We start from the raw sequence: 13989 nt of genomic DNA on the forward strand, positions 1-13989 counted from the left end.
GTCCTTTTGGCACTTTTTGTACAAGTGTATGCTTGGCCTTTTAAAATATGAACGAAATCTCCCTCTCCTTCCAATAAAAAAGACGCAGAGAACCTGCGTCTAATAAGGTGTCCATTCTATTTGTTTTGCACTTTCAAATCTTTTTTCTACATCCGGCCAATTTACAACATTCCACCAATTTTTAATATATTCATCTTTTCGATTTTGATATTGTAAATAATACGCATGTTCCCACACGTCTAGTACAAGGAGCGGTATCGTATCCCATTGTGTAAATAATTGATGAAGTGTACTCTGCAAAATTTCTAATCTTCCCGATCGCGGAACCCAAACGAGAATTGCCCATCCTGAACCTTCCACTTTAGAGGCTGCTTCTGTGAAATGTTTTTGAAAACGCAAGAAACTTCCAAAATCTTGTTCAATCCGGTGTGAAAGAGCCCCTCTTGGACTTCCGCCGCCACCTTTTTTCATGTTATTCCAAAATATTGTGTGCAAGTAATGACCTGATCCATGAAAAGCAGCTTCTCTTTCCCAATGCTTAATTAAATCAAATTGATTTGTTTTTCTCGCTTCTTCCATCATCTTCTCTGCCTTATTTAATCCTTCCACGTAACTACGATGATGTTTATCATGGTGTAACATCATAATTTCTCTAGAAATATACGGTTCTAACGCATTATATGGATATGGTAATGGCGGGAGTGTATGCCCTCCAATTGGAACAGCTCGTTCACTATCCCCTCTTTCACATAGTTCATATTCCTCTTCTCCCTGCACGAATACTTCCTGCAAATGATGCTGAATATGTTCTACATCATCACTTATTTCATACATAAACTCTGCATCTGTATCATACTCATGCTCTTTCATACGGTCTAATAACGTTTGAATTTTATAAGCAAGCATATGGACATCATACACTTCCATTGCACGGCTATCTAATACGTGAAGAACACTTTCACACCAGCTTTCTACTTCATGAAAGTAATCTGTGAATACACCTTGCTGACTCATGTTACACCTCCTTAATGCTATCCCCTTAAATATATTCAAAGGAAATCCCTTATATAACTGTACAAAAGGAAAAGAAGCTAAGTACCCTTAGCTTCTTTTTCAGAATTAATATTTGTGTAACATCTTTGTTTGGTAATCCGTCTCATAATATTCTAGTTCTTCACGCATCAATTGAAATTTACCTTCTAAATTCTTCATTACTTGCTCTATAGATGCGGGTGGCGTTTGTTGGAAAACGATGGAGTTTTTCCCTGTATAAGCAGATCGACTATTTTCATACCAATGATCACTCTTTGGTGAAAAAAACTCTGCAATTACTTGATGATAAATTTTATATAAAATCTTTTCAGCTGCTGTCTTTCGAAATGGCTGGCTATTTAACAAAACAAAACACGCATCATGCCCTTCTTCACAAAAAACGAGAAGACGTCTTATTGACGCTAATAACCCTTTATAATATTGTTCGTTTCCTGCCGGTGTCTCTTCTAATAAAGAAGGCAACGTATGATAATTTACATAATTGGTTATCAAATGAATAACATCTTCTAAAAACATAGAAACTTGTTCTGTTTGATTTTCCACCATTAGATTAGACATTTTTCCCTCTCCTTTGCCATTTCACGCTATTTCTACTCTTTTATTTTTATGTAATTCAGCCAATATTTCTTGTACTTTCACGACTATTTCCTCATCAAAATATTGTTGGAATTCTTCTATATTATTTAAATACAAACGTTTTTGCATGCGAAGCTCATTCTCTTTCAGTAAACAACAGATCGCTACAATATCCCGCAAATATATGTCTTGATTTTCTACTTTACATACCGGATTTCCTTCAAAAGGAGTAATTTCTTGTAAAACTTCTTCAAAATACCGAACATATAAAACAGAAAAGGTTCTTTCTTTATCATTTAATATATATGTCACTTCAGATCTATTAAAGAAATCTTCTGATGTATTAGGTTTTGCTTTCTCTAGCTCATATCCCGCATAACCTATTATAATCATCTACTTCCCCTCTCTTCCTTCTTTCAATTTATTTTAACTTAATTTTCTGACAAACGAAATACTCTTTTAAATATAATCCCTATAAAAAATAGCTTCCTTATACAGGAATTTACCTTTTTATTTTTCTTGAAGTTTGTCATAATAATATTATTGTCTCAGTTTTCTTATACAAGGAGAGTTGTATTTATGTCGTTTTCATGGAAACGTTTCTTACAAATCGGGAAAATTATCTTCCCATTTGTTGTATTAACCATTGTATTCTTTCAAGCAAAAAAAGAATTAGCAGGCATTTCTTTTTTAGAAGCAATCAATACAATTAAAAACATTCCAACCGGAGGAGTCTTTTTAGCAATTACACTTGGTGCATTTGCCGTATCAACAATGTTCTTTTACGACTATGTTATGCTTCGTTATTTAAAAGCGGATATACCTGTCCAAAAGATTTTTCGTATCTCATGGATTGCTAATACTTTAAATGGATTTATTGGATTTGGTGGTCTCGTTGGAGCAGGTGTACGAACAATGCTTTATCGTCCATACATAAAAGAAAATGGCAAACTTATTAAAAGTATCGCCTGGATGACAACCGCTTTTATTAACGGACTCGCTATTCTTTCGTTCCTCGGTCTTATTGGAATATTAGACACAAGTTTTATTTTGCATGAAAAACCGTGGCTATGGCCTGTTTTGATCTTCTTCGCCCTTTTCGTCCCTATATACATCGGCTTTTCTAAACTAAAAAATAGAAAACCAAAGCAAACTGAAGGACAAGTTGAAGGAGAAGAAGAGAAAAACCCAACTGTTTTATACTCATTAGTTTCGTTAGTTGAGTGGGTATCTGCTGGCATTGTTATGTACGTCATACTAATATTATTTGGCATTGATATCGAATTTCAAAAGTTTTTAGGCGTGTATGTCATTGCTGCTTTAGCTGGTGTTGTTAGTCTTGTACCTGGTGGACTTGGTTCATTTGACCTTGTCTTTTTAACTGGGCTCGGACAATATGGCATTGATACAGGCGTATTACTACCTGCTATGTTATTATATCGCCTCGTCTATTACATTTTACCATTCTGCCTTGGTCTTATTTTTGCAGCTTTTGAAATGACAGGCGTGGCCATTAAAAAGTTTGAAGACAAACCTTTTATTGCGCCTGCATTAGAAACAACTGGTGTTATATGGACTTTGCAGCGTGATTTTCTAGGAAAACTAGGTTCATGGGCCTCTGCTGCTTTAACAGTATTTGCTGGATTAATGGTTATTTTATCGACTATTCTACCGACAAGTATAAACAGAGCTCACGCCTTACATATTCTAGCTCCAAAACATCTTATTCAATTTTCTTTTAGCTTATCACTAACATTCGGTATTCTCCTCCTGATCCTTTCACGAGGCATATATTATGGAACAAAGCGTTCTTACTATATGACGATTATTTCTTTAATCGGAGCAGCTATCTTTAATACGCTAAAAGGGATTGATATTGAAGAAACGTTTATTTTATTAATTGTACTCGCTGTATTATATATGCTTCGTAAAAGATTTGTACGCGAGAAAATGGAAGTCTCACTTTCTGATATCGTAAAAGTTTTTATATTCTTACTTATAACTTTATATTTATATAAAAACTTAGGTATTTTATTTGCAGGTGCAAAAGAAGCTTTTAAACCTGATTTTGTCGTTCGTAATATTACGCAAGTAAAACGAAGTGCATTAGCAGCTGCCTTTTTCGTTCCTACATTTTTACTGATTGGCTCACTCATTGCTAATCGTTATCGAAATGAATTTCCCGGGCAACCAGCTAATGATAAAAGATTGCAAAACTTTTTAGATGAACATGGTGGAAATGTACTTAGTCATTTAGGTTTTTTAGGTGATAAACAATTCTTCTTTAGTAGTGATGGGAAAGCGCTCCTTCTCTTCTCTATAACTGGAAAACGTCTTGTTGTGCTAGGTGATCCAATTGGAGATCCTTCCTCCTACCGTACTGTGTTACAAGAGTTTTTAGCTGAAGCTGACCGATTTGGATACATTTGTGTATTCTACCAAATCGAAAGTAAATGGATGAGTTTATATCATGATTTTGGTTATAACTTCTTTAAGCTTGGTGAAGAAGCTGTCGTTGATTTGAACACATTTACAATAACAGGAAAAAAACGTGCCGGTATGCGAGCGACTTTCAACCGTTTTGAACGAGAAGGCTATACATTCTCTATTCACCAGCCGCCGTTCTCAGATGAACTATTTGAAGAATTAAGAAAAGTTTCAGATGCGTGGCTCGGTGGAAAAAAAGAGAAAAGTTTCTCACTCGGATACTTTGATCGTGAATATATTAGCCGTGCTCCTATCGCTACATTATCTGATGCAGATGGAAAAATCATTGCATTCACGACATTTATGCCCGTATATCAAGACGGATCATTGTCTGTTGATTTAATGCGCTATTATCCAGATGCGCCTAGCGGCATTATGGATGCAATTTTCATCCACCTATTCCAGTGGGCAAAAGAAAATGAATACCACTCCTTTAATATTGGTATGGCACCACTTTCAAATGTAGGTTTATCGACACAATCTTTCTGGTCTGAACGGGTTGCTGCTGCCATCTTTAATAATGTTCGTTATACATATAGTTTCAGCGGATTACGACATTTTAAAGAAAAATATAAACCAGCATGGAGCGGTAAATATTTAGCATTTAGAAAGAATCATTCTTTACCAATTACAATGCTCTCTGTAACAAAATTAATAGGAAAAAGAAAAAACAGCTAAATAGTTAGCTGTTTTTTCTTTTTTGAACTTGTACAATAAATTCTTTTTCATATTTCTTACCATTTATATAGAAATCTCCCCATATTTTGTACGTTCCTTCAGCAGGAAATGTAATACGGTATTGTAATTGTCCATCTGTATCAACAGGGATTGCATATAAAAAATTTTCTCTCGTTTCGTCCACAATATAGAGCGCCTCCACTTCTCCTCTCTCTGAATGTAATTTCAATTTTCCACCCTTTTTCGCTTGAAATTGAAATGTTAACGTCACTGGCTCATTCGGATGCAGTGCACCGAATAAAAGAGAAACTTCATACTCCCCTATTTTTTTTGTAAGTACACTATCGATTGGAAATTTTACTTTTTTCTTATTTTTCTCCTCTATTTCCTTCCCAAAATCTTTCTTCGCAAATGATTGCACAGACTTATTTTTGTCTTCATATAAAAATATTGTATATCCTTCATCTTTCGCTATTTTAGAAGATACCTTATATGATCCATTTCCTGCGAATGTAGGTTTCATTTGTTGTACATGTTTTAATTGTCCGTCTACAATAACTGCCCGAATTTGATCATTCACACCACGCACTTCGCTATTTTTATTATTTAATAATTGAAACACAATATCTGCTTTCTCATTTCCTTTTCCATTTGACACATCCCATTTTACTTCCTGAACATCACCTACAGTCTCTGTTGTTTCTTGATACTTTTTTATGTAAAATCCGCCTACTACAACAAATAGCAAAGCAACGAGTCCAATGACAAGATTTTTCAAAACATCACCTACCATTTTTATAGTCTCTATTCATACAAAACTTCTTACATATATATTCTAGATGATAATTTATGAAATCCTTCTGTTTTGCACATATTACAAATAATAAAAAGATTTTAATTGAAAGGATTCGTAGTGTATAATGCAAATGATATTGATTTCTATCAATACATTATAAGGAGGACTTTTCATGAGTGTACATATTGAAGCAAAACAAGGCGAAATTGCTGAATCTATTCTATTACCTGGTGATCCATTACGTGCAAAATATATTGCTGAAACATTTCTAGAGGACGTTACTTGCTATAATAACGTGCGTGGTATGTTAGGTTTCACTGGAACTTATAAAGGAAAACGTGTATCTGTGCAAGGTACAGGTATGGGTGTTCCTTCTATTTCTATTTATGTAAACGAATTAATCCAAAGCTACGGAGTTAAAAATTTAATTCGCGTTGGAACTTGCGGTGCCATTCAAAAAGACGTAAAAGTACGTGACGTTATTATCGCAATGACAGCTTGTACGGATTCTAACATGAACCGTTTAACATTCCCAGGTTTTGACTTTGCACCAGCTGCAAACTTCGATCTTTTAAAGAAAGCTTATGATGCTGGAACTGAAAAAGGCTTACACGTTCGTGTTGGTAACGTTTTAACAGCAGATGTATTTTACCGCGAAAGCATGGACATGGTTAAAAAACTTGGAGATTACGGTGTACTAGCAGTAGAAATGGAAACAACTGCTCTTTACACATTAGCAGCGAAATACGGTGTAAATGCGTTATCTGTATTAACAGTAAGCGATCACATTTTCACTGGTGAAGAAACAACATCTGAAGAGCGTCAAACTACATTTAACGAAATGATTGAAATCGCTTTAGATGCAGCAATTCAACAATAATACATTAAAGAACTCGTCATACGTCTGTCGAGTTCTTTTTATGTGACTTTTTATAAAAAACTACTTTCGGAAGAGACAGATTTTCTCCTCTACTTTTTTGTAACGTTTGTTATAATAAAGAAATCATTTACAGTATTTCTCACAAGAGGTGACGCAGTGAAAAACAGAAGTATCGTCTTTAAACTATTTCTATTAACATCAACATTATTTACAATCATATTCCTCCTTTTTTTCCTAGGACAATCTCTATTTTTAGAGAAATTTTATATTAATAAAAAAGTAAAAACAGTACAAACTGCTTTTGAGAAGTTTGTAGATGCTTACGAAAAAAGTGATAAAAGTGATAAAAGTTATGAAGAAATTCGAAAACTAAAACAAGAATTTCATGATAAAACAAATGCTGATATGCAATTTTTAAATGCGAATGGCATTATTAAAAGCGACAGCAATTACTATATTGATGTATTTAATCCTAAAAATAATGAAACATATTCCATTCCGCTCAATAATCTTTTAACACCCGAAGAATATAAGAAATTCGAAAACTTAGGATTGAAAAAAGACGATGTGATAAACGTCGTCGGTTTACTACAAAACAATACAATAACACCAATAAAATTGACAACAAATTATAATAGATGGCAAAACGAATATACCAATTCAGATTTTTCATCTATTAATGGTAACCCTTCTAAAAATAGACTTACAAACCGATACAAAACTGTTACCCAAATTGAGTTTACTGGTACGATCTCTAAGTTACAGCTTCCATCGAAAGCCGAGGTTCGTCTTGCAAATGATATTGAAACATTACAAGCCGTTCAATATTTTGCAGAGCTTATTAGAAATGGCACTGCTAACTCGCAGCAATTAAACACTTATATAATAGATAGCGGGGAGAATATAAAGAATAGTATCTTTGTAAAACCTATTATAGAAAATGGAGAGATTACAGAATATGCTTTTGCGATAGCATCCTTGCAACCTGTTAATGAAGCGATGCTCGTTTTGAAAGATTATTATGTCTATGCCTTAATCATCGTATTTCTCGTAATTATTTTGTTATCCTTCTACTACTCAAAAATCATTGTGAAGCCATTAATTAAAATGAATCGCGTTACAAAGAAAATGGCTAATTTTGATTTTAGCGAGAAATTACCTGTAACAGCAGATGATGAAATTGGCGGACTTTCCGGCAGTATTAATACGTTATCTGTAAATTTAAAAGACCGAATCGATCGATTAAATGTTGCCAATACAAAATTACAACAAGATATTGAACGTGAACGTCAATTAGAGAAAACGCGAAAAGAATTCATTTCTGGTGTATCACACGAATTAAAAACACCGCTCAGTGTAATTAGAAGTTTCGCAGAAGGAATTAAAGATGGTGTTAGTAGAGATACGACGTATTATACAGATGTTATTTTAGAAGAAACTGAAAATATGAACAGACTTATTGTTGAAATGTTAGAATTAGCAAAATTAGAATCAGGTACGTACAAACTAGATATGACGACATTCTCAATCGGTGAATTAATTCAACAAGTCTATACAAAGTTATTATTTAGCATGGAAGAAAAGCATTTACAAGTGAACATAGATGTAGACTCTTCTATATTTGTGAAAGCGAATCGCAGTCGTATTGAACAAGTGGTTGTGAATTTACTTAGCAATGCAATTCGCTATACGCCAGATGGAGAAAAAATCCAAGTCTCCGTTATAGCAATGGAAGATACAGTAAAGGTCGAAATTGAAAACACGGGAAACCCTATTCCAGAAGAAAGTCTTGAAAAAATTTGGGATCGTTTCTACCGTTTAGATGCATCGCGCAGCCGTCATACTGGTGGTACTGGTCTTGGATTATCTATTGTTAAAAATATTTTAGACCTCCACGATGCCGAGTACGGTGTATATAATACGACTAATAGTGTTGTATTCTACTTTAATTTACAAAAAGTAAAAGAAGTCAAATAATTTGTCTTAATTTCACTAGGAGTTCACATGAAATTCACACTCTCCCTTTATAGTAAGAGACAAGTTAATCCTTTCCTTTACACATATAAAAGAGGAGAGTGCGTGAAATGAAACAAGCAGGACAACCTATTCAAAACGAAAAACAATTAGAAACTATCAAAAATATACTTTTACAATCTTCGAAACGTGATGGCTTATTATTCGTATTAGCTGTAAATTCTGGCTTAAAAGTAAGTGAAATCTTACAATTAAAAGTTAGTGATGTAATCGATGAAAATGAAAATGTTCGCCATTCCATTTTATTTTACAATGAAAAAGTAAAGAAACATAAATGGTTCGCTGTAAATGAAGACTTACAGCACGCGATCGAAGACTATATGAAAGAACGTAAAACTTGGAAACGTAATGAACCATTGTTAAAGTCTCAAAAAGGAACAAAATCTATTACGAGACAACATGCGTGGTACATTTTAAACAAGGCTGCAAAAGAAGTTGGATTAGAAGGGATTAGCTCACATACACTTCGAAAAACTTGGGGATATTGTGCATACAAATCAGGTGTTGATATCGCATTTTTACAACACTTCTTTGATCATAGTACTCCATCAAAAACTTTAAAGTATATCGGTATTGCTTAATAACTCTTATACATAAAAAAGGTTACCATTTATAAATGGTAACCTTTTTTATGTTTCACATTCTCTTTTCTTGTCTCTCCTATATTGTAGTGGTACTCTAATAGTAAGGGGGAGAAATTATGAACACTTTAACAATTGAATTACCGAAAGAAACGGCTGAAAAACTTGATTTATTAAAACAAGCTTATGAAAAGAAAACAGGTGCTTCTATTTCTGAGAGTACTCTTGTTCAAACACTTATCTCAAAAGAATTTATCCAAGCGATAACTCCTTTTGATTTACAACAATTCATCACTAGCAAAGAACAGCATTAATTGCTGTTCTTTTTTTATACTTTATCCCGCATTAACGGGCAGTAAGACCCCACCTCAAAATTCAGCGGAAGCAAAGAAGTTAGGTGGGGGGCGGGCTGCCCGTAAACGCCCGATTGGTTCAACTAATAATCAGTGGGGGATGAACAACCCCCCACTGATTAAAGTTTCACTTTATCAGGGGTTTGCCGGAAATCTACCTCGAAACAATTCCTTACTTTAGCCAAACTTCTATTAGGCATCTCCCTATCGTTACTACCTCACAAAAAATTTTTTATTTATTTTCAGGAAAACCATTGACAATGATAATGATAACCATTATCATTTATTACGAAGCCAACAATTGATGAATCAACCAAACGCTCAGTAACATTGTTACCCCTCTTTTTCATATAGAAAGGAACTGTACATTCCCCCTGTTTGTACAGTTCCTTTCTTGTTTATTATCACTCAAACAAATTTAATTGCTCAGGCTTTGGCTCACCATATGTAATGTTCATCATTTTCATAAGCTGTTTCGCATTATCAGCTGCATCTCCGCCTGAATTATTGTTAAATAGTACGTATATGTCCTTTGTCTTCTTTTTTAATTGTTCTAGTCTTTCTACCCATTCTTCTAATTCTTTATTGTTGTAACGATATAAGCAACGAACCGCTCTCCAATTTTCCCCTTTATCAAGCCAGCCATGAACATTTCGGCCATGAAAACGTATTAACACCATCTCTGCATTCGTTACTTCTAATACGAGTGGTACTGAACCCATCCCTGCTTGTGGCTCATCACAAATTGTATGAATCCATTTCTCTTGCTCTAGAAACTGTAACGTCTTATCTCTCATTTCTGGATAAAACCATGTTTGATTTCGAAATTCTATTGCACACGGCAAACCTTCCATTTTTTCTTTCGTATATCGGAGAAAATCTACATTTTTCTTTTTACAATCAAACCATGGTGGATATTGAAATAAAATCGTTTTTAATTTACCAGCTTCAATTAAAGGAAGAATAGATTGTTTATATACATCAAACATCTCATCGAACGTAGAAAAAGGAATTTCACCTTTCATATGTCCTGTCATTCCTTGATATGCTTTGACGATAAAAGAAAAATCTTTCGGTGTTTCCATTGCCCATTTTGTATAGTTTCGTGCAGGTTGCATCGCATAAAATGAACTATCCACTTCTACTATAGGGAAATACTCACTATATGTTCGTAATTTATTTCTATTTTCATAGGGGTCTATATATAAAGAATCATGATCTCCCCACCCTGTTACTCCAATGAAAAGCAAATATATTCCTCCCTTTTTAACTTCACCTACTATCCATTCTACTCACTTCCTGAACACTTCGACCAATCAATTTCATTAAGTAGTCCCTTCTTTAAGAGTATCCGTATAAAAATATGATATACTAGATGGAAGAATTTTTAAATTGAGGGGTTATTTATTTATGCTTCCAAAAGATGATATTGTGTGTCATGAAAAACGAATAGAAGAATTAGAAAATAAAGTACGTTTTTATGAAGAACTTGTGAATCAATTACCACATCATTTCACATATAAAAATCCACAGATTGGTTTACAAATAAAGAAAATGAGATCAACTCATTCTATTCAAAACATACAAAAAGAGAATAAAGAGGCTGATTTTCAGCTTACTTGCGATTCATTATTTTTATTTAAACAACTTGAAACATACTTTGTTCATATTTTTGATGCTTTTTCACATCATGTAACCTTTGTTGATAATAAAGGAAATATAACTTTATGTAATCAGGCTGCGGCAGATGATTTTGGTGTAGTACGAAATGATATAATCGGAAAACCAATTCAACAATTACTAAAATTACCTGAAGAAAAAATTAAAGCTCTTGAAACATTAAGAACAGGCACAGAAATATATAATGAAGAAGTTTTAGACAAAAACTATGGCATTTTAAATAATCGAATTATTCGTGATTATAACGGAGAAATTTTTAGAGTTATTAGTGTCTTTCATTATTTAAACACAGAACGTGATGCAGAAAAATTTTCGTTAGCAGGGCGAATTGCAGCTGGTATTGCACATGAAGTACGTAATCCTCTTACAACCGTACGAGGTTATTTACAATTTTTACAAGAAACTGTTTCTCCATCTAATAAAGAACTATTTAAAAACTTACTTATTCCTGAATTAGATCGCGCAAATAGTATCATTACAAAATTTTTATCTATTTCAAAAACACGTGAATTTACAAGAGAACCCTTTCCAATTAATACATTTTTACGTGAGTATATTCAACAGTTACTAGCTAGCGAAGTCTTTTTACATAACATTTCAATTGATTATAATTTTTCTACCGAATTAGATGATATTTTAGTTCATATTGATCGTCATGAACTTGTGCAAGTTTTTTTAAACTTATTCCAGAACGCTGTCGATGCTCAAGGAGAAAAAAAACTTTCTATCCAAATTACTAGTTACCGCCTAGATAATTTTGTTCGTATTACTTTCACTGATAATGGGACTGGTATTCCACCAGCGATTCAAGAATATATATTTGATCCATTCTTCTCAACAAAAGATTCCGGTACAGGACTCGGATTGGCAGTAACGAAAAAAATTATTCAAAATCATAACGGTACATTAAAAATGACTAGTAATGAAGATGGCACTACTTTTACTATTTCAATTCCAATCTTACCTAAAACAGCCCTTGAAAGATTAAATCAAGACAAATAAAATCCAATCCATGAGCTACATGTCAATTGTTAAATCCCTCAACAATTGACATGTAGCTTTTTATATTGAACTTTTCTTCTTTACATTATATAAAAAGCTTTAATCAGTAGGTGGTTCTTCATCTCCCACTGATTATCAGCCCTCACCAATCGGGCTTTTATGGGCAGTTGATATCCCACCTAATTTCTTTGCTTTCGCTGAATTTTGAGGTGGGGGTCTTACTGCCCATTAAAGCGGGATAAAACCTTCTCTATATCTTACTTATTTGTTTGCCAAGCGGGCCAATTTCTTATTTTTTTAGAAATGGTAGTTTGTCCATCACGGATTTAGTATAAATTTCATTTTAATATATAGTAATGACTATTGATTCTATGAAAGAAAGGAATGAAAAGATGAACAATAAAAATAAAGGAAAAGTATTTTATGGTAATGACTGTTGCGAAGTCAGAGCTTGTAGTCATATTAACATCTCTAAGTCCGAACTTACAGAATTCGTTAGACTTCTTCAAGCTCTTGGCCAAGCTATTCAAGCTGTCTTTCAAAACCCTTCTCAAAATAATATCGATAACTTGATCGCTGCCCTAAATAACTTACAAAAATTTCTCAATTGCTTAGATTTATCTCCAGCACAAAGACAAATTGGAAATTCTATCATTGCTAATCTATTAACTATTTTAAGAACAACACCTTTCTCATGCGGAGCGTTGTACGTTGAACTACAAAGCCTGCTTAATTATTTATTGTATATCGCTAAGTTATTCAAAGTAGATTGTTGTACGACCGACAAACTAGTTAAACTCATAACAGAGATCCAAGCTATCCTAGTTCAATACGGGTCAGGATGCCTTGGAGGAGGAGCAACTGGCGCTACTGGTGCTACTGGCGCTACTGGACCTCAAGGACCGGCGGGTGCTCAAGGTGCTACTGGGCCTCAGGGACCGGCAGGCGCTCAAGGCGCTACTGGACCTCAAGGGCCTCAAGGTATTCAAGGGCCGGCGGGCGCTCAAGGTGCTACTGGTACTCAAGGACCAGCAGGTGTTCAAGGCGCTACTGGACCTCAAGGGCCTCAAGGTATTCAAGGGCCGGCGGGCGCTCAAGGTGCTACTGGTGCTCAAGGACCGGCAGGCGCTCAAGGTGCTACTGGACCTCAAGGACCGGCAGGCGCTCAAGGTGCTACTGGTGCTCAAGGACCAGCGGGCGCTCAAGGTGCTACTGGTGCTCAAGGACCGGCAGGCGCTCAAGGCGCTACTGGACCTCAAGGACCGGCAGGCGCTCAAGGTGCTACTGGACCTCAAGGACCAGCGGGCGCAACAGGCGCTACTGGTGCTCAAGGACCGGCAGGCGCTCAAGGTGCTACTGGTGCTCAAGGACCAGCGGGCGCAACAGGTGCTACTGGTGCTCAAGGACCAGCGGGCGCAACAGGTGCTACTGGTGCTCAAGGACCGGCAGGCGCTCAAGGTGCTACTGGACCTCAAGGACCAGCGGGCGCAACAGGCGCTACTGGACCTCAAGGACCGGCAGGCGCTCAAGGTGCTACTGGACCTCAAGGACCGGCAGGCGCTCAAGGTGCTACTGGTGCTCAAGGACTAGCGGGCGCAACAGGTGCTACTGGTGCTCAAGGACCGGCGGGCGCAACAGGTGCTACTGGTGCTCAAGGACTAGCGGGCGCAACAGGTGCTACTGGTGCTCAAGGACCGGCGGGCGCAACAGGTGCTACTGGTGCTCAAGGACCAGCGGGCGCAACAGGTGCTACTGGTACTCAAGGACCGGCGGGCGCAACAGGTGCTACTGGTGCTCAAGGACCAGCGGGCGCAACAGGTGCTACTGGTACTCAAGGACCGGCGGGCGCAACAGGTGCTACTGGTGCTC

At 35.9% G+C, this 13989-nt stretch carries 12 protein-coding genes; 7 read left to right on the forward strand and 5 right to left on the reverse strand.

Features of this window, described 5'->3' with window-relative positions:
* Positions 1–99: 99 nt before the first annotated feature.
* The 3 genes from ACTFRS_RS10885 to ACTFRS_RS10895 all read right to left on the reverse strand — a co-directional run bounded on the left by ACTFRS_RS10885 (position 100) and on the right by ACTFRS_RS10895 (position 2022).
* Positions 100–1014: a superoxide dismutase gene (locus tag ACTFRS_RS10885; RefSeq protein ID WP_000082669.1), complete on the reverse strand. Its 915-nt coding sequence runs from the start codon at positions 1012–1014 to the stop codon at positions 100–102.
* Between the two features lie 105 nt (positions 1015–1119).
* Positions 1120–1611, reverse strand: coding sequence for a YpuI family protein (locus ACTFRS_RS10890; RefSeq protein ID WP_000067566.1), 492 nt, complete (start codon positions 1609–1611; stop codon positions 1120–1122).
* A gap of 21 nt (positions 1612–1632) precedes the next feature.
* Complete coding sequence (locus tag ACTFRS_RS10895; protein ID WP_000583785.1) at positions 1633–2022, reverse strand: hypothetical protein; 390 nt, start codon at positions 2020–2022, stop codon at positions 1633–1635.
* Positions 2023–2208: 186 nt separating this feature from the next.
* On the opposite strand from ACTFRS_RS10895, the gene mprF reads away from it, so the two are divergent.
* Positions 2209–4794, forward strand: a complete 2586-nt coding sequence (mprF, locus tag ACTFRS_RS10900; protein ID WP_139868099.1) for a bifunctional lysylphosphatidylglycerol flippase/synthetase MprF — start codon at positions 2209–2211, stop codon at positions 4792–4794.
* 4 nt (positions 4795–4798) lie between these two features.
* On the opposite strand, the gene ACTFRS_RS10905 is transcribed toward mprF, so the two are convergent.
* Complete coding sequence (locus ACTFRS_RS10905) at positions 4799–5587, reverse strand: hypothetical protein (protein WP_440023610.1); 789 nt, start codon at positions 5585–5587, stop codon at positions 4799–4801.
* A gap of 175 nt (positions 5588–5762) precedes the next feature.
* Here ACTFRS_RS10905 and deoD point away from each other — a divergent pair, with 175 nt between their 5' ends.
* From deoD to ACTFRS_RS10925, 4 genes are all read left to right on the forward strand, one after another.
* Positions 5763–6470, forward strand: a complete 708-nt coding sequence (gene deoD / locus ACTFRS_RS10910; protein ID WP_000110707.1) for a purine-nucleoside phosphorylase — start codon at positions 5763–5765, stop codon at positions 6468–6470.
* A 156-nt stretch (positions 6471–6626) separates the two neighbouring features.
* Positions 6627–8447, forward strand: coding sequence for a sensor histidine kinase (locus tag ACTFRS_RS10915; RefSeq protein ID WP_242293731.1), 1821 nt, complete (start codon positions 6627–6629; stop codon positions 8445–8447).
* A 107-nt stretch (positions 8448–8554) separates the two neighbouring features.
* Positions 8555–9085, forward strand: coding sequence for a tyrosine-type recombinase/integrase (locus ACTFRS_RS10920; RefSeq protein WP_000806236.1), 531 nt, complete (start codon positions 8555–8557; stop codon positions 9083–9085).
* Between the two features lie 119 nt (positions 9086–9204).
* A complete protein-coding gene (locus ACTFRS_RS10925) occupies positions 9205–9399 on the forward strand; it encodes a DUF3924 family protein (protein WP_001094859.1) in 195 nt (64 codons plus the stop codon).
* Between the two features lie 443 nt (positions 9400–9842).
* Here ACTFRS_RS10925 and ACTFRS_RS10930 read toward each other — a convergent pair whose 3' ends face one another.
* Positions 9843–10688 carry a DUF72 domain-containing protein gene (locus tag ACTFRS_RS10930; RefSeq protein WP_014893183.1) on the reverse strand — a complete coding sequence of 282 codons (846 nt, stop codon included), beginning with the start codon at positions 10686–10688 and terminating at the stop codon, positions 9843–9845.
* Between the two features lie 160 nt (positions 10689–10848).
* On the opposite strand from ACTFRS_RS10930, the gene ACTFRS_RS10935 reads away from it, so the two are divergent.
* Entirely contained in the window at positions 10849–12120 is a 1272-nt protein-coding gene (locus ACTFRS_RS10935) for an ATP-binding protein (RefSeq protein WP_439194470.1), read from the forward strand.
* A 392-nt stretch (positions 12121–12512) separates the two neighbouring features.
* Positions 12513–13989, forward strand: a 1477-nt coding sequence (locus ACTFRS_RS10940; protein WP_440048710.1) for a collagen-like repeat preface domain-containing protein, incomplete at its 3' end; no start/stop codon positions are given.

This window comes from Bacillus cereus group sp. MYBK139-1 (genome assembly GCF_051916915.1).
Classification (GTDB): domain Bacteria; phylum Bacillota; class Bacilli; order Bacillales; family Bacillaceae_G; genus Bacillus_A; species Bacillus_A pacificus.

Coding starts and splice junctions, on each gene's coding strand:
- ACTFRS_RS10895 (WP_000583785.1), bottom strand. CDS start 2,022: ATGATTATAATAGGTTATGCGGGATATGAGCTAGAGAAAGCAAAACCT.
- ACTFRS_RS10885 (WP_000082669.1), bottom strand. CDS start 1,014: ATGAGTCAGCAAGGTGTATTCACAGATTACTTTCATGAAGTAGAAAGC.
- deoD (WP_000110707.1), top strand. CDS start 5,763: ATGAGTGTACATATTGAAGCAAAACAAGGCGAAATTGCTGAATCTATT.
- ACTFRS_RS10890 (WP_000067566.1), bottom strand. CDS start 1,611: ATGTCTAATCTAATGGTGGAAAATCAAACAGAACAAGTTTCTATGTTT.
- ACTFRS_RS10905 (WP_440023610.1), bottom strand. CDS start 5,587: ATGGTAGGTGATGTTTTGAAAAATCTTGTCATTGGACTCGTTGCTTTG.
- ACTFRS_RS10935 (WP_439194470.1), top strand. CDS start 10,849: ATGCTTCCAAAAGATGATATTGTGTGTCATGAAAAACGAATAGAAGAA.
- ACTFRS_RS10925 (WP_001094859.1), top strand. CDS start 9,205: ATGAACACTTTAACAATTGAATTACCGAAAGAAACGGCTGAAAAACTT.
- ACTFRS_RS10920 (WP_000806236.1), top strand. CDS start 8,555: ATGAAACAAGCAGGACAACCTATTCAAAACGAAAAACAATTAGAAACT.
- mprF (WP_139868099.1), top strand. CDS start 2,209: ATGTCGTTTTCATGGAAACGTTTCTTACAAATCGGGAAAATTATCTTC.